This window comes from Labrys neptuniae (genome assembly GCF_040797145.1).
In the GTDB taxonomy this organism is placed as follows: Bacteria; Pseudomonadota; Alphaproteobacteria; order Rhizobiales; family Labraceae; genus Labrys; species Labrys neptuniae.
The window spans coordinates 169,737-194,413 of sequence record NZ_JBFNQD010000007.1; the positions used below are offsets into that span (position 1 = coordinate 169,737).

The 24,677-nt window shown below is 64.9% G+C and carries 25 protein-coding genes; 15 read left to right on the plus strand and 10 right to left on the minus strand.

What is annotated here, in order from left to right:
• Positions 1–23: 23 nt before the first annotated feature.
• From ABXS05_RS20580 to dnaK, 3 genes are all read right to left on the minus strand, one after another.
• On the minus strand, positions 24–893 hold the full coding sequence (locus tag ABXS05_RS20580) for an SDR family oxidoreductase (protein ID WP_311940675.1): 870 nt from the start codon (positions 891–893) through the stop codon (positions 24–26).
• Positions 894–989: 96 nt separating this feature from the next.
• On the minus strand, positions 990–2,126 hold the full coding sequence (gene dnaJ / locus ABXS05_RS20585; RefSeq protein ID WP_311940678.1) for a molecular chaperone DnaJ: 1,137 nt from the start codon (positions 2,124–2,126) through the stop codon (positions 990–992).
• A 211-nt stretch (positions 2,127–2,337) separates the two neighbouring features.
• A complete protein-coding gene (gene dnaK, locus ABXS05_RS20590; RefSeq protein WP_311940681.1) occupies positions 2,338–4,239 on the minus strand; it encodes a molecular chaperone DnaK in 1,902 nt (633 codons plus the stop codon).
• A gap of 398 nt (positions 4,240–4,637) precedes the next feature.
• On the opposite strand from dnaK, the gene ABXS05_RS20595 reads away from it, so the two are divergent.
• Both ABXS05_RS20595 and ABXS05_RS20600 read left to right on the plus strand, forming a co-directional pair.
• Positions 4,638–4,994, plus strand: a complete 357-nt coding sequence (locus tag ABXS05_RS20595) for an ArsR/SmtB family transcription factor (RefSeq protein WP_367625227.1) — start codon at positions 4,638–4,640, stop codon at positions 4,992–4,994.
• On the plus strand, positions 4,991–5,458 hold the full coding sequence (locus ABXS05_RS20600; protein ID WP_367625228.1) for an SRPBCC domain-containing protein: 468 nt from the start codon (positions 4,991–4,993) through the stop codon (positions 5,456–5,458). Before ABXS05_RS20595 ends, ABXS05_RS20600 begins: the two co-directional genes overlap by 4 nt.
• Before the next feature lie 233 nt (positions 5,459–5,691).
• On the opposite strand, the gene ABXS05_RS20605 is transcribed toward ABXS05_RS20600, so the two are convergent.
• The gene (locus ABXS05_RS20605; protein WP_068288004.1) at positions 5,692–6,078 is read right to left on the minus strand and encodes a methylglyoxal synthase; all 387 of its coding nucleotides are present in this window, start codon (positions 6,076–6,078) and stop codon (positions 5,692–5,694) included.
• 179 nt (positions 6,079–6,257) lie between these two features.
• On the opposite strand from ABXS05_RS20605, the gene ABXS05_RS20610 reads away from it, so the two are divergent.
• From ABXS05_RS20610 to ABXS05_RS20630, 5 genes are all read left to right on the plus strand, one after another.
• Positions 6,258–7,268, plus strand: a complete 1,011-nt coding sequence (locus ABXS05_RS20610) for a BMP family lipoprotein (RefSeq protein WP_367625229.1) — start codon at positions 6,258–6,260, stop codon at positions 7,266–7,268.
• 293 nt (positions 7,269–7,561) lie between these two features.
• Positions 7,562–9,079, plus strand: a complete 1,518-nt coding sequence (locus tag ABXS05_RS20615; RefSeq protein WP_322430643.1) for an ABC transporter ATP-binding protein — start codon at positions 7,562–7,564, stop codon at positions 9,077–9,079.
• The gene (locus tag ABXS05_RS20620; RefSeq protein WP_311940696.1) at positions 9,076–10,248 is read left to right on the plus strand and encodes an ABC transporter permease; all 1,173 of its coding nucleotides are present in this window, start codon (positions 9,076–9,078) and stop codon (positions 10,246–10,248) included. Before ABXS05_RS20615 ends, ABXS05_RS20620 begins: the two co-directional genes overlap by 4 nt.
• A gap of 4 nt (positions 10,249–10,252) precedes the next feature.
• The gene (locus tag ABXS05_RS20625) at positions 10,253–11,224 is read left to right on the plus strand and encodes an ABC transporter permease (RefSeq protein WP_311940699.1); all 972 of its coding nucleotides are present in this window, start codon (positions 10,253–10,255) and stop codon (positions 11,222–11,224) included.
• Positions 11,224–11,640, plus strand: coding sequence for a cytidine deaminase (locus tag ABXS05_RS20630; RefSeq protein WP_311940702.1), 417 nt, complete (start codon positions 11,224–11,226; stop codon positions 11,638–11,640). The genes ABXS05_RS20625 and ABXS05_RS20630 overlap by 1 nt, the downstream gene beginning before the upstream one ends.
• A 4-nt stretch (positions 11,641–11,644) precedes the next feature.
• Here ABXS05_RS20630 and ABXS05_RS20635 read toward each other — a convergent pair whose 3' ends face one another.
• The 3 genes from ABXS05_RS20635 to deoA all read right to left on the minus strand — a co-directional run bounded on the left by ABXS05_RS20635 (position 11,645) and on the right by deoA (position 14,490).
• Positions 11,645–11,782 carry a hypothetical protein gene (locus ABXS05_RS20635; RefSeq protein WP_311940706.1) on the minus strand — a complete coding sequence of 46 codons (138 nt, stop codon included), beginning with the start codon at positions 11,780–11,782 and terminating at the stop codon, positions 11,645–11,647.
• A 166-nt stretch (positions 11,783–11,948) separates the two neighbouring features.
• On the minus strand, positions 11,949–13,163 hold the full coding sequence (locus ABXS05_RS20640) for a phosphopentomutase (RefSeq protein ID WP_311940708.1): 1,215 nt from the start codon (positions 13,161–13,163) through the stop codon (positions 11,949–11,951).
• A 1-nt stretch (position 13,164) separates the two neighbouring features.
• On the minus strand, positions 13,165–14,490 hold the full coding sequence (deoA, locus tag ABXS05_RS20645; RefSeq protein WP_367625230.1) for a thymidine phosphorylase: 1,326 nt from the start codon (positions 14,488–14,490) through the stop codon (positions 13,165–13,167).
• A 326-nt stretch (positions 14,491–14,816) separates the two neighbouring features.
• Between deoA and ABXS05_RS20650 the strand changes: the two genes are divergently transcribed.
• From ABXS05_RS20650 to fabI, 5 genes are all read left to right on the plus strand, one after another.
• A complete protein-coding gene (locus tag ABXS05_RS20650; RefSeq protein ID WP_367625231.1) occupies positions 14,817–16,172 on the plus strand; it encodes a caspase family protein in 1,356 nt (451 codons plus the stop codon).
• Positions 16,173–16,368: 196 nt separating this feature from the next.
• A complete protein-coding gene (gene fabA, locus ABXS05_RS20655; protein WP_068287971.1) occupies positions 16,369–16,875 on the plus strand; it encodes a 3-hydroxyacyl-[acyl-carrier-protein] dehydratase FabA in 507 nt (168 codons plus the stop codon).
• A 425-nt stretch (positions 16,876–17,300) separates the two neighbouring features.
• Complete coding sequence (fabB, locus tag ABXS05_RS20660) at positions 17,301–18,527, plus strand: beta-ketoacyl-ACP synthase I (protein ID WP_149253818.1); 1,227 nt, start codon at positions 17,301–17,303, stop codon at positions 18,525–18,527.
• A 68-nt stretch (positions 18,528–18,595) separates the two neighbouring features.
• Positions 18,596–18,718, plus strand: a complete 123-nt coding sequence (locus ABXS05_RS20665; protein ID WP_311940720.1) for a hypothetical protein — start codon at positions 18,596–18,598, stop codon at positions 18,716–18,718.
• A 143-nt stretch (positions 18,719–18,861) separates the two neighbouring features.
• Positions 18,862–19,701: an enoyl-ACP reductase FabI gene (fabI, locus tag ABXS05_RS20670; RefSeq protein WP_311940723.1), complete on the plus strand. Its 840-nt coding sequence runs from the start codon at positions 18,862–18,864 to the stop codon at positions 19,699–19,701.
• Positions 19,702–19,798: 97 nt separating this feature from the next.
• Here the strand turns inward: fabI and ABXS05_RS20675 are convergent, their stop codons facing one another.
• The 3 genes from ABXS05_RS20675 to ABXS05_RS20685 all read right to left on the minus strand — a co-directional run bounded on the left by ABXS05_RS20675 (position 19,799) and on the right by ABXS05_RS20685 (position 21,850).
• Positions 19,799–20,581: a molybdopterin-dependent oxidoreductase gene (locus tag ABXS05_RS20675; protein WP_367625232.1), complete on the minus strand. Its 783-nt coding sequence runs from the start codon at positions 20,579–20,581 to the stop codon at positions 19,799–19,801.
• 11 nt (positions 20,582–20,592) lie between these two features.
• Complete coding sequence (locus ABXS05_RS20680) at positions 20,593–21,210, minus strand: cytochrome b/b6 domain-containing protein (RefSeq protein ID WP_367625233.1); 618 nt, start codon at positions 21,208–21,210, stop codon at positions 20,593–20,595.
• Positions 21,211–21,280: 70 nt separating this feature from the next.
• A complete protein-coding gene (locus ABXS05_RS20685; protein WP_367625234.1) occupies positions 21,281–21,850 on the minus strand; it encodes a fasciclin domain-containing protein in 570 nt (189 codons plus the stop codon).
• A 355-nt stretch (positions 21,851–22,205) separates the two neighbouring features.
• Here ABXS05_RS20685 and ABXS05_RS20690 point away from each other — a divergent pair, with 355 nt between their 5' ends.
• From ABXS05_RS20690 to ABXS05_RS20700, 3 genes are all read left to right on the plus strand, one after another.
• Positions 22,206–22,778: a sigma-70 family RNA polymerase sigma factor gene (locus tag ABXS05_RS20690; RefSeq protein ID WP_367625235.1), complete on the plus strand. Its 573-nt coding sequence runs from the start codon at positions 22,206–22,208 to the stop codon at positions 22,776–22,778.
• Positions 22,771–23,475, plus strand: a complete 705-nt coding sequence (locus ABXS05_RS20695) for an anti-sigma factor (protein WP_367625236.1) — start codon at positions 22,771–22,773, stop codon at positions 23,473–23,475. Before ABXS05_RS20690 ends, ABXS05_RS20695 begins: the two co-directional genes overlap by 8 nt.
• A 179-nt stretch (positions 23,476–23,654) precedes the next feature.
• Complete coding sequence (locus tag ABXS05_RS20700) at positions 23,655–24,659, plus strand: LacI family DNA-binding transcriptional regulator (protein ID WP_367625237.1); 1,005 nt, start codon at positions 23,655–23,657, stop codon at positions 24,657–24,659.
• The last annotated feature ends 18 nt before the right edge of the window (positions 24,660–24,677 follow it).

The window sequence follows — 24,677 nt, forward strand, 5'->3', positions numbered from 1 at the left end:
ATCGTCGCGGCCGCAAAAGACCGTTACGCATCCGCGTCGAAACAGGCGCGGATGCCCTCGCGATAGGTCGGATAGCGCAGCATGTAGCCGAGATCCTCACGAACCCGCCGGTTCGAGACGCGCTTGTTCTCGCCATAGAAGGACCGGGCCATCGGCGTCATCTGGGCCTCGTCATAGGCGATCTCGGCCGGAGGCGTCACACCAAGCAATTCGGCCGCATAGGTAACCACGTCCTGAGGTGGCGCCGGCTCGTTGTCGGTGACGTTGAAGGCCGGCCCCGCCCCGGGCTTCTCGATGCCGGCAGCGACGGCGCCGGCGATGTCCTCGACATGGATGCGGTTGAAGACCTGGCCCGGCTTGACGATACGACGGGCGGTGCCGCGCTTGAGATTGACGACGGCATTGCGCCCCGGGCCGTAAATGCCGGCGAGCCGGAAAAGCTGCACAGGCACATCCTTGCCGCGGCCAAGTTCGAGCCATTCCTTCTCGACATCGACCCGCATGGCATTGCGGGCCATGGTCGGGCGCAGCGGCGCGGTCTCGTCGATCCAGGCGCCGCCGGCGTCGCCATAGACCCCGACGGTGGAGAGATAGCCGATCCATTGCAGCTTCGGCGCCTGCCTCAGGGCCCGGTCGAAATGCCGCAGGACAGGATCGCCGCCATCGTCGGGGGCGATGGAAGTGAGGATATGCGTCGCTTCGGCAATCGCCGCCTCGGCGGCCGGCGAACCGGCAAGGCCGTCATAGGCCAGGCGCGCCACGCCAGGCAGGTCCGGCAGTTTCTCGTGCGGCGCCGTCGAGCGGAAAGTGCCAGTGACCGCGGCGAAGCGCTCGCCATAGCGGGCCGCGAAATGCGAGGCGGTGTAGCCGAGGCCGAAGATCAGGAGATTCATGCAACACATTCCCGCCGTTTCAGGGGACGGATCGTCAGACTCGCCAGTCCCCCTTCCGGCCTCACGACAAAGGCGGGTCTGAAGACCCGCCCCCCATTACTGTCCGAGCCCGTCGAAGAAATCACGGACCTTGGCGAAGAAGCCTGCGCTTTCGGGCTGGGTCTCCTTCGACGATTGCGCGTCGAACTCGGCCAGCAACTCGCGCTGGCGGCGCGTGAGGTTCTTGGGCGTCTCGACGAAGAGCTGGACATACATGTCGCCATGCTCGCGCGAGCGCAGCACCGGCATGCCCTTGCCGCGCAGGCGCACCTGCCGGCCGGTCTGCGTACCCTCGGGTACCGCCACCTTGGCCTTGCCGCCGTCGACGGTCGGCACCTGGAATTCGCCGCCGATGGCGGCCGTCACCATCGAGATCGGCACGCGGCAATGCAGGTCCGCGCCGTCGCGCTGGAAGAATTCGTGGGGCGCCAGCGACAGGAAGATATAGAGGTCGCCCGACGGCCCGCCGCGCGAGCCGGCCTCTCCTTCATTGGCGAGGCGGATGCGCGTTCCGTCCTCCACGCCGGCCGGGATGTTGACCGAGAGGGTGCGCTCGCGCGTGGTGCGTCCAGCACCGCCGCAGGACGGACAGGGATTGTCGATGACCTCGCCGCGGCCCTGGCAGGTCGGGCAGGTGCGCTCGATCGAGAAGAAGCCCTGGGTGGCGCGCACGCGGCCATGGCCGGCGCAGGTTCCGCAGGTCTTCGGCTTGGAACCGGCCTTGGCACCGGAACCGGAACAGGCATCGCAGGTGACGGAGGTCGGGATCTTGATGGTGGCGGTCTTGCCGTTGAAGGCCTCCTCCAGCGTGATCTCCATGTTGTAGCGCAGATCGGCGCCGCGCTCGCGCCCGCCCGAATTGCTGCGCCCGCGGCCGCGGCCGGCCAGATCCTCGAAGATGTCGTTGAAGATGTCGGAGAAGGAACCGAAGCCCCCGCCTCCACCGAAGCCGCCTCCACCGCCGCCCTGTTCGAAGGCGGCGTGGCCGAAGCGATCGTAGGCCGCACGCTTTTGCGGGTCCTTCAGGGCTTCATAGGCCTCGTTCACTTCCTTGAACTTGGCCTCGGCATCCTTGTTGCCGGCATTGCGGTCGGGATGATGCTTCATGGCCTGCTTGCGGAAAGCAGCCTTGAGTTCGATTTCGGTTACTTCGCGAGTAACCTCGAGCACTTCGTAATAGTCACGCTTGGCCATAGGAATCGCTCAAAGCATCCCAGCGAAAGCGTCTTTGCGAAGGGCGGCAAACCACCGGCGCTCGCAAAGACGTGTGAAACAACCAATTCGAGCGAAGGGCGCCTCCGCTAGAACGCGCCTTGCTCCCGAAGGTGCGCGAAAGCCCCCGCCATGTCCGGTGCAAGCTTTGGCTTGCACCGTTTGGCGAGGGCTCGCACACGATCGTCAGAGATTACGCACGCTTCTTGTCGTCGTCGACTTCTTCGAAGTCGGCATCAACAACATCGTCATTCTTCGTGCCGGCCTCGCCTTCCGTCGCGCCAGCCGCCTGCTGCTGCTGATACAGGGCCTCGCCCAGCTTCATGGCAGCCTGCTGCAAGTCGTTGGTGCGGGTCTTGATCAGCTCGGCATCCTCGCCTTCCAGCGCGGACTTCAGGGCGGTGATCGCGGACTCGACGGTCGACTTGTCGGCCTCGGAGATCTTGTCGCCAAGCTCCTTGATCGACTTCTCGGCCTGGTGCACCGCCGCATCCGCATGGTTGCGGACCTCGACGAGCTCACGCCGCTTCTTGTCTTCCTCGGCGTTGGCCTGGGCGTCCTTGACCATCTTCTCGATGTCGGCATCGGAAAGACCGCCGGAAGCCTGGATGCGGATCTGCTGCTCCTTAGCTGTCGCCTTGTCCTTGGCCGAGACATTGACGATGCCGTTGGCATCGATGTCGAAGGTCACCTCGATCTGCGGCATGCCGCGGGGCGCCGGCGGAATGCCGACGAGATCGAACTGGCCGAGGGCCTTGTTGTCGGCCGCCATTTCGCGCTCACCCTGGAAGACCCGGATGGTTACGGCCGTCTGGCCGTCCTCGGCGGTCGAGAAGGTCTGGCTCTTCTTGGTCGGGATCGTGGTGTTGCGCTCGATCAGACGGGTAAAGATGCCACCCAGCGTCTCGATGCCCAGCGACAGCGGGGTCACGTCGAGCAGCAGCACGTCCTTGACGTCGCCCTGCAGCACGCCGGCCTGGACCGCGGCACCGATGGCCACGACTTCGTCCGGGTTGACGCCCTTGTGGGGCTCCTTGCCGAAGAACTGCTTCACGACTTCCTGGATCTTGGGCATGCGGGTCATGCCGCCGACCAGCACCACTTCGTCGATCTGGCCAGCAGCCAGGCCGGCATCCTTCAAGGCCTTGCGGCAGGGCTCGACCGTGCGCTGGACGAGATCGTCGACCAGGCTTTCGAACTTGGAGCGCGAGAGCTTGAGAGCCAGATGCTTCGGACCCGAAGCGTCGGCCGTGATGTAGGGCAGGTTGATCTCGGTCTGGGCCGTCGAGGACAGCTCGATCTTGGCCTTTTCGGCCGCTTCCTTCAGGCGCTGGAGCGCGAGCTTGTCCTTCTTGAGGTCGATGCCCTGCTCGCGCTTGAACTCATCCGCCAGATACTCGACCAGGCGCATGTCGAAGTCCTCGCCGCCGAGGAAGGTGTCGCCGTTGGTGGACTTCACCTCGAACACGCCGTCGCCGATCTCCAAGATCGAGACGTCGAAAGTGCCGCCGCCGAGGTCATAGACCGCGATGGTGCCGGCCTTCTTCTTGTCGAGGCCGTAGGCGAGCGCAGCCGCCGTCGGCTCGTTGATGATGCGCAGCACTTCCAGGCCGGCGATCTTGCCGGCGTCCTTGGTGGCCTGGCGCTGGGCATCGTTGAAGTAGGCGGGAACGGTGATGACGGCCTGCGTCACCGGCTGGCCCAGATGAGCCTCGGCCGTTTCCTTCATCTTTTGCAGGGTGAAGGCCGAAATCTGCGACGGGGAGTAGGACTTGCCGTCCGCCTCGACCCAGGCGTCGCCATTGCCGCCCTTGACGATCTTGTAGGGCACCAGGCCCATGTCCTTCTTGGTCATGGGATCGTCGTAGGTGCGGCCGATCAGGCGCTTGATCGCGAAGAAGGTGCGCTCGGGATTGGTCACAGCCTGGCGCTTGGCCGGCTGGCCCACGAGGCGCTCGCCATCGTCGGTGAAGGCGACGATGGAGGGCGTGGTGCGCATGCCCTCGGAATTTTCGATGACCCGGGCGCTCGTGCCTTCCATGACGGCCACGCACGAATTGGTGGTGCCGAGGTCGATACCAATAACTTTAGCCATAGTTCTCATCCTTCCTATTCAGCAGACCGGCGCGCCCCGAAGCAGCAGCGCCTAGGCCGGGAAAGCCCTCAGGAACCCGGCCGGTCCCTATCGGAAACCCCGTGACTGACGTTGGATTAATCACGGGTTCGGCGGGTATATAAGGGGGGCTTTCACAGGCCGCAAGGCGCGAAAGCTGCCTGTCCGCTAAGGAATTTGCGTCTTCGTCACAATTCTTGGACGAAGCGTCGGCCGTCTCCGGCCAAGGCAAGCCAACAGGCGGTATAGCGATACATCAGCCAGCATCCCCGGTCACTCGATTTCGCCGGCCTGCCCTCACGACGAAGGCAGGCGAAAATCACCTTGACTATAACAATCTTGTTATATAACAAAATTGTTATTTATGAAGCACAATCGCCATGCCCGATCTCGACCACACCTTTGCCGCCCTGTCCGATCCGACCCGCCGGGCCATCCTCAGCCGCCTGGCACGCGGCGAAGCGACGGTGATGCAGCTGGCGGAACCCTTCGCGATGACGCAGCCCGCCATCTCGCGCCATCTCAAGGTCCTCGAAGGCGCCGGGCTGATCGTCCGCCGCGCCGAGGGAACGAGACGACCCTGCCGGCTCGCCCCGGAGGGCATCGCCGCCATCGACCAATGGCTGGGCCTGCTGCGCGAAGCCCTCACCAGCAATTACGACCGGCTGGACGCGCTCCTGGCCCAAGGACTGCCCGAGAAACCTGGCCTGCCCGAGAAAACAGAGGAAAGCCCATGACCAAGCTCACGATCCGAACCGAAGGCGAAACCCATGTCGTGGTGACCAGGCGCTTCGCCGCCCCGCCCGAGGCGGTCTACCGCGCCCACACCGAGCCCAGGCTCATCCAGCAATGGATGCTCGGACCGGACGGCTACACCATGCCCGTCTGCATCAGCGAGGCCAGGCCCGGCGGCAAGATCCGCTTCGAATGGCAGGACGCCTCGGGGAGCGGCGGCTTCTCCCTGACGGGCGAATATGTCGAGCTCGAGCCCCATAGCCGCATCGTGCATGTCGAGCGCATGCATCTGCCCGACCCCACGCCGGACAACCATGTCGAGACCCGCTTCGAGGCAGACGGCGCGGGCACGCTGATGACCCTGCGCATGACCCTCCCGAGCGCCGAAGTGCGCGAGCAGATGCTGGCGACCGGCATGGAGCACGGCATGGAAGCCAGCTATGTCCGGCTGGAGGGTATTTTGTGAGGATCCATACTGACCTTCATGGTCGGGCGAGATGAAGGCTTCGATACGAAAGTGCGACGTTCGCGTCCCCCTCGCCCCGCCTGCGGGGAGAGGGTACGGGTGAGGGGCTACGCAATGCCTTATTATTTGCGCGCGACCCGCTGCCCCTCATCCTCACCTTCTCCCCGTAAGAACGGGGCGAAGGGGCGGCTGGTGTCGCGTTCTTCGCCCACCGGGCCTTTGCCTCTCCCTCCTCAATCCACCAGCTGGCCCACGATCATGTGCGCCGTCGAGGCATTGAGGGCCATGGGAATATCGTAGACGAGCGCGAGCCGGGTCAACGCCTTGACGTCGACATCATGCGGCAGGGGCGAAAGCGGATCGACGAAGAAGAACAGGCCATGCACCTGCCCCTCGGCGATCAGGGCGCCGATCTGCTGGTCGCCGCCGAGCGGACCGCTCTTCAGCGGTGTCAGCGACAGTTCCGGGCAGGCGGCCAATATGCGGCTGCCGGTGGTACCGGTGGCGACGAGATTGAAGCGCGCCAGAATGGCCCGGTGGGTGCGCGCGAACTCGACCATTTCGTCCTTCTTCAGATCATGCGCGACGAGCGCCAGAGTGCGCCGGACCAGCTTTGCCATCTCATATCCTCGTTTCCAACCGGCGTTTCCCACCTGATTCCATGTGAAAATCAGGGGCAACCGCACAACGCCTCTTCTCAATAGCGCAATCGGCATGCCATGTTGACCATAAGGTCTGCACGGGAAGCCTTTCCCGCGCGGCCCCCATCCAAGAGCGAGAACGAGCGCGGGAGAGCGTGATGAAATCGACCCTTCTTGGCCTGGCTGCCCTGCTGGCAGCCGGCACTGCGGGATTTGGCGCGGCACAGGCAGCCGACAAGCCGGGCCCGGCGGTCATCTATGACCTCGGCGGCAAATTCGACAAGTCCTTCAACGAGGGAGCCTATAACGGCGCCGAGCGCTGGAAGAAGGAAAGCGGCAAGACCTATCGCGACTTCGAAATCACCAATGCTTCCCAGCGCGAACAGGCACTGCGCCGCTTCGCCAAGGACGGCAACGATCCCATCATCGTGATGGGCTTTGCCTATGAGGACGTGCTGGCGAAGGTGGCCAAGGCTTATCCGAAGGTGCATTTCGGCATCGTCGACAGCGTCGTCGACCTGCCCAACGTCGCCTCCTACGTCTATCGCGCCGACGAAGGCTCCTATCTCGCCGGCTATCTCGCCGCCAAGACCACCAAGACAGGCACGATCGGCTTCATCGGCGGCATGGACGTGCCGCTCATCCGTAATTTCGGCTGCGGCTATGTCCAGGGCGCCAAGGCCGCCAATCCGCAGATCAAGGTCATCCAGAACATGACCGGCACCACGCCGGCGGCCTGGAACGACCCCGGCCGCGGCGCCGAACTCACCAAGGCGCAGATCTCGCAAGGCGCCGACATCGTCTATGCCGCCGCCGGCCAGACGGGCCTGGGCGTGCTGCAGGCCGCCGCCGACGGCGACAAGCTCGGCATCGGCGTCGATTCCAACCAGAACGGCCTGCATCCCGGCAAGGTGCTGACCTCAGTGCTCAAGCGGGTGGACGAGGCGATCTATCAGGGCTTCAAGGACGGCGAGGAAGGCAAGTTCAAGGCCGGCACCCATGTGCTCGGCATCAAGGATAGCGGCGTGGCCCTGGCCATGGACGACAACAACAAGCCCCTGGTCACCGACGCCAACAAGGCCGCCATCGAGGCAGTGACCAAGGACATCGCCGACGGCAAGGTGGTGGTGCATAATTACGAGAAGGACAATGTTTGCCCGGTAAACTGAGAGGGCGGACAGACCATTTTTCGTAAGCTGAAAGGCGGGTCCCCGGATTTAGTGCCGTTCACTCAAGCGTCTTCGAGACTGCACGACCTTTGTCATTGCCGGGCTTGACCCGGCAATCCACCTCCCGACCGGTTGCGCGTGGGGTTCCTGGATAGCCGGGTCAAGCCCGGCTATGACAAATCGGAGCGTTTCCTCCCTAAGTGAACCGCATTGGGCCCGGGCTCGCCTTTCAGCTATGAACCGCCGCCTTCGCCGATCCGGGATCGGCCCCTATTGCTCCCGCGAGGCTCCCTTTGGCAACTGCCCTCGAACTGAAGCAAATCGACAAACGTTTCGGCCCCGTCCACGCCAACAAGGCGATCGACCTCGTGGTCGAGAGAGGCACCATCCACGGCATCATCGGCGAGAACGGCGCCGGCAAATCCACGCTGATGTCGATCATCTACGGCTTCTACGAGGCCGACAGCGGCGAGATCCACGTCAACGGCGCCGTGAAGGCGATCCGCTCCTCCCAGGATGCCATCGATGCCGGCATCGGCATGGTCCATCAGCACTTCATGCTGGTTGATCCCTTCACGGTATTGGAAAACGTCATGCTCGGCGCCGAGGGCGGCGGCCTGCTGGCGAAGGGGCGCGAGCATGCCCGCACCGAACTGGCACGGCTGGAAAAGAGCTATCATCTGGAAGTCGATCCGGATGCCGTGGTGGGCGAACTGCCTGTCGGCGCCCAGCAGCGCGTCGAGATCCTCAAGGCGCTCTATCGCGGTGCCGACATCCTCATCCTGGACGAGCCCACCGGCGTGCTGACCCCGTCCGAGGCCGACCAGCTCTTCGAAATCCTCAAGGTCCTGCGCGAGCAGGGCAAGACCATCCTCTTGATCACCCACAAGCTGCGCGAGATCATGGCGATCACCGACCGCGTCTCGGTGATGCGGCGCGGCGAGATGGTAGCCACCGTCGATACCGCCAAGACCAATCCCACCGAGCTCGCCGAGCTGATGGTCGGGCGCCGGGTGCTGCTGCGTGTCGACAAGGCCGAGGCCAAGCCGGGCGACGTCATCCTCGAAGTGAAAAACCTCACCGTCAAGGACGAGAAGGGCATCACCCGCGTCGATGACGTCTCCTTCACCGTGCGGGCCGGGGAGATCGTCGGCGTCGCCGGCGTCGCCGGCAACGGCCAATCGGAGCTGCTGGAAGCCATTGCCGGCATCCGGCCGGTCTTTTCCGGCGAGATCCGGCTGCGGGGCAGCAATGCCGCAGCCGCGGACCCGGCGGAGTTGCGCAAGCTCGGCCTGGCCCACGTGCCCGAAGACCGCATGAAGATGGGTCTGGTCAAGCCGTTCGCCGCCTATGAAAGTGCGATCCTGGGCTATCAGAAGGATCGCAAGCTCGGCAGCGGCCCCTTCCTCAATTATCGCCGCATCATCGCCGACCTCACCGACAAGATGGAACGTTTCGACGTGCGCCCGCGCGATCCGAAACTGAAGACGGCCAATTTCTCGGGCGGCAATGCCCAGAAGATCGTGCTAGCCCGCGAGATGGAGCGCGACCCGGCTTTGCTGATCGTGGGGCAGCCGACGCGCGGCGTCGACATCGGCGCCATCGAGTTCATTCACCGCCGCCTGATCGGCATGCGCGACGCCGGCAAGGGCATCCTGGTGGTTTCGGTCGAGCTCGACGAGATCATGGGCCTCTCTGATCGCATCCTGGTGATGTGCGGCGGGCGCATCACCGGCGAGTGCCTGGCCAAGGACGCCACCGAGAACGGCCTTGGCCTCCTGATGGCCGGCGTTTCGGGAGAAGCGGCATGAGCGGGCAGACCACCACGCCCGGGGCCTTTCTGGGGGCGATCTTTTCGGGGCGCAGCGGCGCCAGCCTGATCACCCTGCCCTGGTGGGCCGACACCATCATCCTGCCGCTGCTCAACGTCTTGGTGGCCTTCATCGTCTCCGGCATCGCGGTGTGGATCATCGTCGGCGCCGACCCCTTGACCGTCGGCGTCACCATGATCGGCGGGGCGTTCGGCGATGCCAACGCCGTGGGCACCACGCTTTATTATGCCACCACCTTCATTTTTGCCGGCCTTGCCGTCGCCGTCGCCTTTCATGCCGGACTGTTCAATATCGGTGTGGACGGCCAGGGCCAGATCGCCGGCATCGGCATCGCCTGGGCCTGCCTGCATCTGGGCGGCCTGCCCTGGCTCCTCGCCATCCCGCTCGGCATGGCCGCCGGCATGCTCTTCGGCGCCGCCTGGGCCTTCATTCCGGGCTACCTCCAGGCCAAGCGCGGCAGCCATGTCGTCATCACCACCATCATGTTCAACTACATCGCCACCGCTCTGGTGCAGTATCTTCTGGTGAACGTGATGATGAAGCCGGGCTCGGGCGAGCCGAAGTCCGAGCTTTTTCCGGATTCGACGGGCATGCCCTTGCTCAGCGACATCCTGGCCGGCATCGGCATCCAGCTCGACCTCACCCTCGTCAATCTCGCCTTTCCGATCGCCCTGATCGCAGCCCTACTGGTCTGGGCCCTGATCTGGCGCACGCGGCTCGGCTATGCGATGCGCACGGTCGGCCACAACCAGACGGCCGCCGTCTATGCCGGCATCTCGCCTGCGAAAATCATTATCATCGCCATGCTGATCTCGGGGGGCCTGGCCGGCCTGATGGGCGCCAATGTGCTGATGGGCGAGCAGCACCGCATGATCATCGACTACACGGCCGGCGCCGGCTTCATCGGCATCGCCGTTTCCCTGATGGGCCGCTCCCATCCGGCCGGCATCGTGCTTGCTTCCATCCTGTTCGGAGCGCTCATCCAGGGCGGTCAGGAATTGTCCTTCGAAAACCCCGTGTTCGACAAGAACATGATCGTGATGATCCAGGGCATCATCATTCTCTTCGTCGGCGCCCTGGAGACCATGTTCCGACCCCAGCTCGCTGCCCTGTTCCAACTGTTCACCCCCGCCGGCAAGGGAGCATGACGCCATGGATACCGTGATCATGCTGGCCAGCGTGGCGGCCGCCGCCATCCGCATCTCCACGCCCTATCTGCTCTGCGCCCTCGCCGGCCTCTATTCGGAACGTTCGGGCATCGTCGACATCGGCCTCGAAGGCAAGATGCTGGTGGGGGCCTTCGCCGCCGCGGTCACCGCCGCGACCTATGGCTCGGCCTGGCTCGGCCTCATCGCCGCCATCATCGTTTCCATCGGCTTTGCGCTGCTGCACGGCATCGCCTCCATCCGCTATCGCGGCAACCAGATCGTTTCCGGCGTCGCCATCAACATCCTGGCGCTCGGCAGTACCGCCTTCATCGGCAATGCCTGGTATGGCGAGGGCGGCCGCACGCCGAGCCTCAGCGGCGCCGCCCGTTTCCAACCGATCGAGCTGCCGGGTGCGGAGGCGATCAAGGGCGTGCCGGTGATCGGTGAGCTCTATGCCGACGTGCTCTCCGGCCATTCGATCCTGGTCTATTTCGCCTTCATCTGCGTGCCGGTAACGGCCTGGGTCCTCTACAAGACCCGTTTCGGCCTGCGCCTGCGCGCCGTCGGCGAGAACCCGCAGGCGGTCGACACCGCCGGCATCTCGGTCGCCTGGCTGCGCTACCGGGCCGTGCTGATCTGCGGCCTGCTGACCGGCATCGCCGGTGCCTATCTCTCCACCGCCGATTCGGCCGCCTTCGTCTCCAACATGACCGGCGGGCGCGGCTATATGGGCCTGGCGGCCCTGATCTTCGCCAAATGGCGGCCCTGGCCCGCGCTCGGCGCCTGCCTGCTCTTCGGCCTGCTCGACGCCATCTCGATCCGCATGGGGTCGGGCTTCGTCGTCGCTGGCATGCTGGTGCCCTCCGAGCTGATCTCGGCGCTGCCTTTCATCCTCACCGTGCTGATGCTGGCCGGCTTCGTCGGCGCGGCGACGCCGCCCAAGGCCGCGGGCATTCCCTATCTCAAGGAACGCTGATGGACGCGCTCGCCGATCTGTTCGAAGCCGCCAGGGCCGTGCGCGAGAAGGCGCACGCCCCCTATTCGCGCTTCAAGGTGGGAGCGGCCATCCGCGGCCGTTCGGGCCGGATCTATGCCGGCTGCAATGTCGAGAATGCCGCCTATCCGGTCGGGGCCTGCGCCGAAGGCGGCGCCATCTCGGCCATGGTGGCGGATGGCGAAACGGGAATCGCTGAAATCCTGGTACTGGGCTGGACCGACGCCCATCCCGATGCGCCCGGCCTGACCACGCCCTGCGGCGGCTGCCGCCAGCGCATCCGTGAATTCGCGAGGCCGTCGACACCCATCCATGTCGCAGGGCCCGAGGGCATCCGCCGCAGCTTCACGCTCGACGAGCTGCTGCCCGAGAGCTTCGGCCCGGAAAATCTCGGATAGAACCTCAGATCGAGACCAGGTCGAGGAAGCTGGCGCACAGCAGCACGACGGTGGCGACGGCCAGCGTCAGCCCCACCCAGAACTGCGCCCTGTCCTCGGCGGAAATGCCGCCCTTCAACACCATATGCATACGCTCGATCATAACCGACCCACCTCGAAACGGGGGTCATGATGGAAGCGTCGCGGATGCTCGGGCGTTAACGCGGCACGAATTCGCCGCACCGTCTGGAATCATGGTTGAGAAGATGTGAGTGGACCTGCGGGTGCGCGGGCACTTGCCCGCTTCTCCCTCGGCGACGCCCTCCGGACTACAGGAACGACTTGCCCGCCCCCTGCCAGTCCAGCCTGAGGTGCTCCGCCACGCTGGCGGCCATGTCGGCGAAGCTGTCGCGCCGGCCGATCGGCCCCGTGCGCTTGCCCAGACGCGCCAGCACCGGCACGAATTCGCGCGTATGGTCCGTTCCCGTCCAGGACGGGTCGCAGCCATGGTCGGCCGTGATGATCAGAAGGTCTTCCTCGCCCAGCCGCGTCAGGATCTGCGGCAGGCGCATGTCGAACTGCTCCAGGGCGCCGGCATAGCCGGGAATATCGCGGCGATGGCCATAGAGCGTGTCGAAATCGACATAGTTGGCAAAGAGCAGGCCGCCATCGGGCAGGCGCCCCATAGCTTCGAGCGTGCGATCGATCAGGGCGTCGTTGCTCGGGCCCTTGACGATCTCGCCAGTGCCGCGATGGGCGAAGATATCGCCGATCTTGCCGATGGTGACGATGCCCCGTCCCGCGCGCTCTGCCACGTCGAGCAACGTGTCGGACGGCGGCGGCACCGCATAGTCGCGCCGGTTGGCGGTGCGTGTGAAACCGCCGACGGCATCGCCGACGAAAGGCCGCGCGATCACCCGGCCGATATTGAGGTGGTCGACGTGGCGCCGGGCGATCTCGCACAGGGACAACAGCCTTTCCAGCCCGAACGCCTCCTCATGGGCGGCGATCTGCAGCACGCTGTCGGTGGAGGTGTAGAAGATCGGCTTGCCCGTCTCTATGCTCTCGGCACCGAGTTCGGCGATGATCTGCGTTCCCGAGGCATGACGCTGGCCGAGCACCCCGGCAAGCCCGGCCTCCTTGACGATGGCGGCGATCAGCTTGGGAGGAAAACAGGGCACCTCCCTGGGGAAATAGCCCCAGTCGAACGGCACGGGATAGCCGGCAATCTCCCAATGGCCGGATGGCGTGTCCTTGCCTTTGGAAACCTCCGCCGCATAGCCCCACAGCCCCTCGGCCACGCCGCCTTCCAGGCCAGGCGGGAGTGTGCCTGTCGCAGCCTGCGCAGCCGCGCCGAGGCCCAGGCTGGTGAGCACGGGCAGGCGCAGGGGCCCCGTGCGATGCTCGTTCTCCCCCGCCCGGCCCGCCGCGCAGGCCGCGGCGATATGGCCGAGCGTATCCGCTCCCGCATCGCCATAGCGCTCGGCATCGTCAGCCGAGCCGATGCCGAAGGAATCCATCACCAGAAGGAGAGCGCGGCCCATGTCACTTTCCTCCAATGCGTTCGAGTACCGGCGGCAAGGCTGCTTCGCCTTCTCCGATGCGGTAGGCGGTGCGCAGGCTGGCGGCCGCCGCTTCGGCTGCCGCGTCGCTGCGCGCATGCACGAAGCCGAGGGGACTGTCAGGCCCGACCTCGGTGCCGAGTTCGGCGAGGCCGGTCAGGCCCACGGCATGGTCGATCGCATCCTGCGGGCGGGTGCGCCCGCCGCCCAGCGCCACCACCGCGAGACCGACGGCCCGCGTATCGATACCGCCGACCCGCCCTGTCTGCTCGGCGAAGACGGGTTTAATCACTGGTGCAACGGGCAGATAATCCTCGGGCCGTTCGACGAAGTCCGCCGGCCCGCCGAGCACCGCGATCATGCGGGCGAAATGTTCGGCCGCCCGCCCGCTCGCCAGAGCCTGCTCGATGCGCGCCTGGCCTTCGGCGGTATCGCGGGCAAGCCCGCCGAGCACCAGCATTTCGGCGCAAAGATCGACGGTGACCTCCAGGAGGCGCAGGTCCCGCTGCCCTCCAGTGAGGAAGTCCACGGCATTGCGGACCTCCAGGGCGTTGCCGGCGGCGCTGGCAAGGGGCTGGTCCATCGCCGTGATCAGTGCAGTGGTCGGCAGCCCGGCTCCCGTGGCGACGGTCGCAATCGATTCGGCCAGTTCGCGCGAGCCCTCCAGGGTGGGCATGAAGGCGCCAGAGCCCGTCTTCACGTCCATCACCAGGGCCTGAAGTCCGGCTGCGAGCTTTTTCGACAGGATCGAGGCCGTGATCAGCGGGATCGATTCGACCGTGGCCGTGACGTCGCGGATCGAATAGACGGTCTTGTCGGCCGGGGCGAGATCGGCGGTCTGGCCGATGATGGCGGTGCCTGCCTCGCGCACGGCGCGGCGGAACAGGTCGAGATCGGGCTGGGTGGCGTAGCCGGGCACCGAATCGAGCTTGTCGAGCGTGCCGCCGGTATGCCCCAGGCCCCGGCCCGAGATCATCGGCACGAAGCCGCCACAGGCCGCCACCAGCGGCCCGAGCATCAGGCTGACATTGTCGCCGACGCCGCCGGTCGAGTGCTTGTCCACCACCGGCCCCGGCAGGTCGAGCCCGCGCCAGTCGAGCACGGTGCCCGATTGGGTCATCGCCCGCGTCAGGGCAATGCGCTCCTCCATCGCCATGCCGCGGAAGAACACCGCCATGGCAAAGGCCGCGACCTGGGCATGGGTGACGCTGCCGGCGACCAGCCCTTGCACGAAACTCTCGATGTCAGCCGCGGATAGAGCGGCGCCATCGCGCTTCTTGCGGATGATTTCCTGGGGAAGAAGGGTCACGAATGGGGCTCCCTGGAGCAGAACGCAGTCAAGCGGAACGCGTCTTTGCGATTCCCGGCCGACGGCCAGATCGCAAGACGCCTTGGCCCTGCGTGGCCTTTCGATTTCGGGCCGCGACGATAGCCTCCACGATCCTCGAAGGAAAGCCATGCGGAGGAAAGTGTGCGAGCGTTTACAAATCTATCACGAAGAGGCGACGTCCTGGTGCCCTGGCAAAGCTGCCCTACGGCCTGTTCCCCCCGAACTGGCCAGCGCCTGGCGCGCGTGCCACAATCGATGTGGTGCTGCCGTGAATCCGGGGTGGGGCGATGATCCGGCGTTGCGTAATGCTGTTGTGTCTGTTCTGGCTGGCCGGCGCCACCGCCGCGCTCGCCGACAAGCGTGTCGCCCTCGTCATCGGCAACGGCGACTATCGCACGCTCGGCCGCCTCGCCAACCCCGTCGCCGATGCCGACGCCATGGCCACGCTGCTCGCAGGTGGCCCACTCGGCTTCAAGGTGATCCGCGCCACCGACGCCGATCATGCCGCCATGCTCAGGGCGATGTCCGAATTCGGCAACGAGGCCACCGATGCCGATATCGCCCTGGTGTACTATGCCGGCCACGGCATGCAGGTCGACCAGCGCAATTTCCTCATTCCCGTCGGCGCCGACATCAAGAGTCGCGTCGATCTCGCCACGCAGACCATCAAACTCGACGACATCAGCGACATCCTGAGCGCTTCCGGCGCCAAGGCCAAGATCCTGCTGGTGGATGCCTGCCGCAACAATCCCCTGCCGGCAAGCGCAAGCCGCGGCGCCTCACGCGGCCTCGCGCGGCTCGACGCCGCCAGCACCGGCACGCTGGTCGCCTTCGCCACCGGCCCCAATGCCGTCGCCGACGATGGGGACAACGGCCATTCTCCCTTCGCGGCCGCCTTGCTGAAGCGACTGCCGGAGGCCGGCATCGAGATCCGTCGCATGCTGGCGCTGGTACGCCAGGACGTCCATGCCGCCACGAACCAGCGCCAGACGCCGTGGGTGGATGAAGCCCTGCTCGGTGATCTCTATCTGTCGGGAAGCGCCATATCCGGTTCGGTCCCCATCGCCACGCAGCAGCCATCGCCAGCGCCGGGAAGCCCGGTCCCCGACAAGGCGGACATGGCGGCCTGCACCGATCTCGGTACCGAACCCACCCCGATCAAGCTCGAAGCCTATCTCGACAATTTTCCGAAGGGCTATTGCGCCGCCTCGGTGCGCCGGCGGCTGGAAGCCCTGGCCAAGCCTGCGGCCGGGCCGGCGCCGATCTCCGCTTCACCTGCGCCCGCGCCCGCTCGACCCGATCCGCCACCCTACACGATCTCGAGCTATTGGAACCATAACGGCTCGCGTGTGGCGCTTTCGGCGAGCGAGGGCAACCGCCTGTTCTATTATGAGGCGCCGCGCCCGGGCCTGGCCGAGGTCGGGGTCCGCAAGGGGGCACTGCTGTTCAAGGGGAGCGCCAGCGGCGGCGTCTATCGCGGCCAGGCCTATGTCTTCTCGCGCGAATGCGGGCCGATCTCCTATCGCGTCGAGGGCTCGGCGGCCGGAAAGCCGCCGATCATCACCCTGCGTGGCAAGGCTCCCCGACGTGCCAAGGATTGTGCGCAAACCGGCTGGCGCGACGACACGCTGGTATTCCGCTACGATTCGGCGGCGCGATAGCACGCATGCCCCTGCCGACCAGCCGGTCCATGGTCCGACAAAGCCGCTTGAGTCCTTTTTAAGGGGGCAACATCGCCCCCGCGACCCTTCCCCCGCTTTCGGCTGCGGGATTGCTATGTTAAGGGGAGGCCGTGGAGCGGGCAGGCTCGCCTGTCCGGCCACGCGGTTTTGACTGGTCGATGAGGACTGAGACGCAATGGCGGAACGCCGTTCGAGCTTTGAATATGAAGATCTCCTGGCCTGCGGGCGCGGCGAGATGTTCGGCCCCGGCAATGCGCAATTGCCCCTCCCCCCCATGCTGATGTTCGATCGCATCCCGGAGATCTCCGAGACCGGCGGGCCAAATGGCAAGGGCTGCGTACGCGCCACGCTCGATGTCAAACCGGACCTGTGGTTCTTTTCCTGCCACTTCCAGGGCGATCCGGTGATGCCGGGCTGCCTTGGCCTCGACGCCCTCTGGCAGATGACCGGCTTCTTCCTGGGCTGGCTCGGCCAGTCCGGACGCGGCCGTGCTCTCGGCGTCGGCGAAGTCAAATTCACCGACCAGGTGCTGCCCAGCGTCAAACAGGTCGAGTATGGCGTCGACCTCAAGCGGGTTTTCAAGGGTAAATTGATTCTCGGCATTGCGGATGGCTGGCTAAAGGCCGATGGCCGCACCATCTATGAAGCCAAGGATCTGCGCGTCGGCTTGTTCCAAGCCTGATTTCTGGCCTGAGCGCGGCGCGGATCGAGCGCGTTTCCGGTCGGGCCTGGCATCGGCCTGCCTGTTGCAATGCGCTTTGAAACATGCAGGGTGCGGCCCCGACGACGCTCGACGCGCCGACGGGGTCGATGCTTTGTTAGGCTGTCCGTGTCCGGGTCCTGCCCGTCCGCGGGCAGCGAGCATAATTTCCGAGCTTGCCCAGAACCGGGCCGCTTGCGAAATTCTGCTCAAGCGTTTTGCGATGAGACGCAATTGCCTCAAATCGCAAGGACGCTCCCGCCAATCCGCCGGATTGGCTTGGAAACAAGGAGCTAGGGCAAGCGAGCGTTCACATTGAACGCGCTTTTCTCTAGGGAACGCAGTGCCGGCCTAGCGATCTCCTCGGAGAGGATCGTGGGGCGGTCACGAAACTGGAAGGGATCGCCATGAGACGTGTCGTCGTTACCGGCATGGGTATCGTGTCTTCGATCGGCAACTCGACGCAGGAGGTTCTCTCCAGCTTGCACGAGGCCAGATCCGGTATCACGCGCGCCGAGCAGTTCGCCCAATACGGCTTCCGCTCGCAGGTCTATGGCGCGCCGACGCTCGACCCTGCCTCGGTGGTCGATCGCCGCGCCATGCGCTTCCACGGTGGCGGTACCGCCTGGAACCATGTGGCGATGGAGCAGGCCATCCTCGATTCCGGCCTCGAAGCCAACGAAGTTTCCAACGAGCGCACCGGTATCATCATGGGGTCCGGCGGCCCCTCTACCCGCACCATCGTCGAGGCTGCCGACAAGGCGCGCGAGTCGGGCAGCTCCAAGAAGGTCGGCCCCTTCGCCGTGCCCAAGGCGATGTCGTCCACCGCTTCGGCCACGCTCTCGACCTGGTTCAAGATCAAGGGCACGAACTACTCGATCTCCTCGGCCTGCGCGACCTCGAACCATTGCATCGGCAATGCCTATGAGCAGATCCAATATGGCAAGCAGGACGTGATGTTCGCCGGCGGCTGCGAGGAACTCGACTGGACGCTCGCCGTGTTGTTCGACGGCATGGGTGCGATGTCGTCCAAATATAACGACACCCCGTCTACGGCCTCCCGCCCCTATGACAAGAATCGCGACGGCTTCGTGATCTCCGCCGGTGCCGGTGTGCTGGTGCTGGAAGAACTGGAGCACGCCAAGGCCCGCGGCGCGCGCATCTATGGCGAGATCGCCGGCTATGGCGCAACCTCCGACGGCCATGACATGGTTGCCCCCTCGGGCGAAGGCGCCGAGCGTTGCATGCGCATGGCGCTGGCCAATATCAAGGCACCGATCGACTACATCAATCCGCACGCCACCTCGACGCCGGCCGGCGATCCGCCGGAAATCGAGGCCATCCGCAAAGTGTTCGGCTCGGGTGACAAATGCCCCCCGATCGCCGCGACCAAGGCTCTGACAGGCCATTCGCAGGGCGCGACGGGCGTGCAGGAAGCAATTTATTCACTCCTCATGATGAATAATGGCTTCATCTGCGAGAGCGCGCATATCGAGGAGTTGGATCCGGCCTTTGCTGACATGCCGATCGTCCGCAAGCGTATCGACAATGCCAAGCTCAGCCATGTCCTGTCCAACTCTTTCGGATTCGGCGGCACCAACGCGGCCCTGGTCTTCAAGCGCCTCGACGCCTGAGATCGGTCACCGCCTGTTCCGCCCGGACTATCCAGGGTAGGCGCTCATCCATAGTTTGAAGACCGTGGATGAGCATGCCCGGTAACAAAGAGACAGATAAAGTGATCCGGGAAGCCAGCAAATCCCCGGCTGCTTTGTCAAAACGTGGTAAAGAGGCGGAAATGCGGGCTGATCGGCCGATTCTGGTCTGATTGCGCCCCAAAGCGCTTTGCGATTTGACGGGATCGCGTCGAATCGCAAAGCGCGTCCAACCAAGGAGTCAAAGCAAAGTAACGTTCACACGAAAACGCGCTTTGCTTTGGTGACTGATGACCAGGATTTGGAGTTGCAGGCCATGACAGGGCTCATGCAAGGTAAGCGCGGTCTGATCATGGGCGTGGCCAATGATCATTCGATCGCCTGGGGTATCGCCAAGAGCCTTGCCGCCCAAGGCGCCCAATTGGCATTCACCTATCAGGGCGATGCCCTGCGCAAGCGCGTGGAGCCGCTGGCCAACAGCGTCGGCTCCAGCCTGCTGGTGCCGTGCGACGTCGAGGATGTCGCTTCCGTCGACGGCGTCTTCGCCACGCTGGCGCGGGAATGGGGCAAGATCGACTTCCTCGTCCACGCCATCGCCTATTCGGACAAGAGCGAGCTCAAGGGCCGCTACGCCGACACCACGCGCGACAATTTCGCCAAGACCATGGTGATCTCCTGCTTCTCCTTCACGGAGATCGCCAAGCGCGCCGCCGACCTGATGCATGATGGCGGCTCGATCCTCACCTTGACCTATGGCGGCTCCACCCGAGTGATGCCGAACTACAACGTCATGGGTGTCGCCAAGGCCGCGCTGGAAGCTTCGGTGCGCTACCTTGCCTCCGATTTCGGCCCGCAGGCCGTCAGGGTCAACGCCATCTCGGCCGGGCCGATCCGCACCCTCGCCGGTGCCGGCATTTCCGATGCCCGCCTGATGTTCAACTACCAGCGCGCCCATGCGCCGCTGCGCCGCACGGTGAGCATCGAAGAGGTCGGCGGTTCGGCGCTTTATCTGCTTTCCGATCTGTCCACCGGCGTCACCGGCGAAGTGCATTTCGTCGATTCCGGCTACAACATCATCTCGATGCCGCATCCCGAAGCCCTCAAGGCCCAGGAAGCCGCCGAGGCGAGCGTGACGACGAAGGCCGCCGCCGAATAGGCCAGCCTGTCCCCGTCGCGGAAGCGCTGGAAGCGAAGTATCCATGGAAGTGCGGGCATCGTCGCCCGCATTTTCTTTTCCACGAGCAAACAGGCAGCTACAGCCCACTGAACCAATTATAGCCCTGGCTCTCCCAGGTGCCGCCGAGATAGTCGTTGCTCACCTCGATCTCGCCGATGAATTTGGGGTTCTTGAAACCGAGCTTGGTCGGCACGCGCAGTTTCATCGGGAAGCCATAGGCACGCGGCAGCACCTGCCCGTCGAACCAGAAGGTGAGCTGCGTCTGCGGATGCAGGGCGGTCGGCATGTCGATACTGGTGACGTAATTGTCGTCGCAGCGGAAATTGACATAACGCGCCGTAAGGTCGGCGCCGATCCGGCGCAGAAAATGCGAGAAGGGTACGCCGGACCAGCTGCCGATGGCGCTCCAGCCCTCGATGCAGATATGGCGAGTGATCTGGGTGACGCGCGGCAAGGCGTGCAACTGCGGCAGTGTCCAGTCCGCCCGCTGCTCGACCAGGCCCGTGACGTTCAGGCGATAGAAGCCGGCATCGATCACCGGTGCCTTGTCCGGAATGTTGGGCTCGTAGAAGGAGTTGAACGGGAAGGGCCGGGTGATCATGCTTTCGGGATATTCCTTCGCCAAGCGCTCCGGGGAGAACAGCCAGGCCTGCACGCGGTCGTTGAAATCGGAGATCCGCCCCAGCATCGCCTCGGCGCTATAGCCGTCGGTGACATCGCAGCCGGCGAGCAGGGTCAGGCTTCCCAGACCGAGCGCCCGGCGCAGGAACTGGCGCCGCGTGGCGCGATCGAGCCGACCGGCGGCCTCTTTGAGGATCGCGCCAGTATCGGAATGGGCCTTTTTGGGTTCACGCAGCATGACACCCTCCCTCAATGCCCGCGGATCATGGCGACGAGGCTGCGCGGCACCAGCAGGGCCATCGCGACATGCACGACCAGGAAGCCGACGATCACCGACATTGCGCCGAAATGGATCAGGCGGGCCGTGTCGAAATCGCCGAGCAGCATGACGAGCGGGCGCAATTGCACCGGCTTCCAGATCGCCAGGCCCGACAGTACCACCAGCACGCCGGCGCCAATCACGCCGAGATAGAGCAGGCGCTGCACGGCGTTGTAGTGGCTGAGATCCTCATGGCCGAGCCGGCCGGCCAACGCCGCCCTGAGATCGGTGAGCACGGCGGCCGGCGTGACCGGCAGCAATTTGTGCCGGAACCGGCCGGAAACCAGGCCATAGGCGAGATAGACCAGGCCATTGGCCAGCACCAGCCACATGGCGGCGAAATGCCATTGCAGACCGCCGATCAAGGAGCCGCCGAGCGTGAGGGCCGAAGGAAACGGGAACGGCAGCGTGGGATAGGCATTGTGGATGGCCCAGCCTGAGGAAATCATCATCAGCATCGCGACCGCATTGGTCCAATGGCTGATCCGCACGATCATCGGGTGGATCGGCGCGACGGCCGGAACCGGCAGGGGGTGAGATTGCGTCATGGCGACGGACTCCCGAAAGGGATCAAGGAGGCACCGGACCGCGGAGGCGTCCGCGGTCCGGCGCAAGCCATCATTGCGGCAGCAGCACGGTGTCGACGACGTGGATGACGCCGTTGCTCTGGTTGACGTCGGGGATGGTCACGGTGGAGCGGTCACCCTTGGCGTCGATGATGTCGAGCTTGCGGCCGTCCTGCACGACGGTGAGCGTGCCGCCCTGCACGGTCTTGAGCGTGGCCTTGCCACCCCCCGCCTTGACTTCGGACATCAGCTCGGCGGCCGAATGCTTGCCGGCCACGACGTGATAGGTCAGCACGGCGGTCAGGGTCGCCTTGTTCTCGGGCTTGAGCAGCGTGTCGACCGTGCCCTTGGGCAGCTTGTTGAAGGCCTTGTTGATCGGGGCGAACACGGTGAAGGGGCCGGGGGTCATCAAGGTATCCACCAGGCCGGCCGCCTTGACCGCAGCGACCAGCGTGGTGTGGTCCTTCGAATTGACGGCGTTCTGGATGATATTCTTGGAGGGATACATCGGAGCGCCGCCGACATTGACGGTGGTCTCGGCAAAGGCCGCGCCCGTGTAGAACACCGAGGCGGCGAGAACCACACCGATAACGGCTGCGTAAGAGGAGGTGCGACGGGTCATGATAGATCTCCGGAAGATTGCACCGCTCGTTCCGAGCGGTGGAGCACGGGGATGTCCGCGTCTCGTGAAGATCTACGCCTCGATTTCGCCGGGGTTTCAGAATTCAAAAAATATTCTTGAATTTTATCTTCTACTTCGAAATAACAATGAAATATACAGATACGATACAACGGTGATAAGGTTTCATTTCTGTGAATAAAATTATTTCCATATTTCGATGAAACCTTTGCGCAGCTGCAACGTACGCACCAACCCGCCGGATTTCAGGATGGAATTCTGTTTCGCCGGGCAGCGAATTATTGTTTGATTGAAGCGGGCGACCAGTCCAGGCCAGGCGGAAACCGGGGCAATCGGCTTGAGCAGCAGCAGAGGCGTCAACGAGAAGGAAGGGTCGTCGCTGGAGGGCCTGCTGCACGCCGTCGCCTCCGGCGACAGGGCCGCGTTTCGGCGCCTCTATGATGCGACACAGGCGAAACTTTACGGGGTGGTGCTCCGTATCCTGCGTGACAGGGCTGCGGCCGACGATGCAGTGCAGGAGATCTACGTGAGAATCTGGGACAAGGCGGCGGATTTCGACCCCGGCAAGGCCTCCGCCATGACCTGGATGGCGACGATCGCCCGCAACCGCGCCATCGACCTGCTGCGCAGCGCGCGCCCCTCAGCCGGTGCCGACGTCCAGGAGATCGAGGATTTGCCGGCCGAAGCAAGCGAACCGCTCGAGGCTCGCCAACGCAGCGAGGAATTGCGGCGACTGCTCTCCTGCCTCGCCGGCCTCGACGAGGAGCGGCGCCAGATGATCCTGCTCGCTTACTATCGCGGCGCCACGCGCGAGGCCCTGTCCCGGCGCTTCGAGCGGCCGGTGCCCACGGTCAAGACCCTGCTGCATCGCGGCCTCGCCCAGCTGAGGGAGTGCCTCGGCCATGACTGAGCGCGATGATCTCGATCTCCTGGCAGGCGAGTATGTGCTCGGCACGCTCGACACGGCCGAACGTGCCGCCGTCGCGGCCCGGCGCCAGCGCGAGCCCGATCTCGATGCCGCCATCACGGCCTGGGAGCGTCGTCTGGCCCCATTGGCCGAAACCATCGCACCGGTGGAGGCGCCTGCTTCCTTGTTCCCGAGCATCCTCGGCCGCCTCGACGGCGGGACAGACAGTCTGGTTCCCCTGCTCGAAAGGCGCCTGCGGCGCTGGCGCATGGCCGCCCTGGGTGCGGGCGCGCTGGCCGCGGGGCTGGCCCTCTTCGCCCTCACGCCCTCACTCCGCAATCCGGCGCAACCGGGCAATTTCGTCGCCGTGCTGCAGAAGGACGCCGCCTCCCCCGCCTTCATCGTCTCGGTGAATGTCGAAACACGCTCCCTCACCATCCGGCCGGTGGCCGCCCGGCCCCAGCCGAACAAGTCCTATGAATTGTGGCTGGTGAACGACAAGCTGCCCGGCCCGCGATCGCTCGGCGTGATCGGCGACCGGCCCTTCACGGTGGAGAAGGCACGCCTGTCCAGCGTACCCGAGCAGGTGGTGCAGCAGGCCGTCCTGGCGGTGACCCTGGAGCCGGAGGGCGGCTCCCCCTCAGGCCAGCCCACCGGCCCCATCCTCTATTCCGGTACCCTGGTGCAGGCCACGCCCTGACCCTGCGGGTGCGCGGACGTCACAGCGACATGCTCGCATGCCGCGACGTCCGCATCTTCGTTTCCCAAGCTGTCATGGTTCCAAGAGCGGATGAGACGTTCGCGCACGCGGGAATATTTCGCTCGAAACATTCATGCAAATCGATTTGCAAATGCATTCATCTTGGCTATCATGCCCCAGTGAGCACGATATCGAAAGTCGCCGAGAGAGCTGGCGTTTCACGCACGACCGTATCGCATGCGATCAATCATGCCGATCGCGTGTCCAGGGAATTGCGCGAGCGCGTCGAACAGGCGATCCGCGAATTGGGCTACCAGCCCAACCCCCAGGCACGCAGCCTGCGCACGGGGCGCACCGATACGGTCGCCATGCTGATCCCCGACATCCGCAACCCCTTCTATCCCGAGCTGGTGAAGACGGCGCAGTCGGAGCTCGAGAATGTCGGCCTGGACATGCTGATCTTCAACACGGACGTGCCCGGTGGCCACTCCCAGGACCATGGCCGCGAATATCTCAGGCAGATCCGCAACCGCCGGGTCGATGGCCTCATCGTCGGCGATTTCGCCCTGCACGGCATGCATGACGTGCTCGAAGACATCGACATTCCCACCGTCTTCATCGGTCATCTGCCCAATCAGGCGGTCGACAGCATCCGGCTGGACGATTTCGGCGGCGGCTATCTGATGGGCGAATATCTGGCCCGCCAGGGCCATCGGCGCATCGCCCATGTCACCGGCCCGGACTTCTTCTCAGAGGCGATGGCGCGCGCGGACGGCTTCGAGAAGGCGTTGAGCGACAATGGCGTCGCGATCGACCCCGCCTTGCGCTTCACCGGCAGCTATCTGGCGCCATCGGGCCGCGAGGCCGCAGCCTGGCTCAGGCACGAGCACGGCCACGCCCTGCCGACGGCCGTATTCTTCGCCAACTACCTGATGGCCTCCGGCGCCCTGACCGAATTCTACGACAGCGGCATTTCGGTGCCCGGGCAGATCGCCGTATCCGTCTTCGACGACCTGCCCCAGCTCGAATATGTCCGCCCGCGCCTGACGCGGGTGGGCAACAGCCCGGCCACCCTCGCCCGGCAGGCCACAACCATGCTGCTGGAACGCCTGAACGGCAGCTTCACCGGCGCGCCGCGCACGGCAACCGTGCCATCCATCCTGCACCCCTTCGATTCAGCCTGACGGGAAGGCGGCAGACGC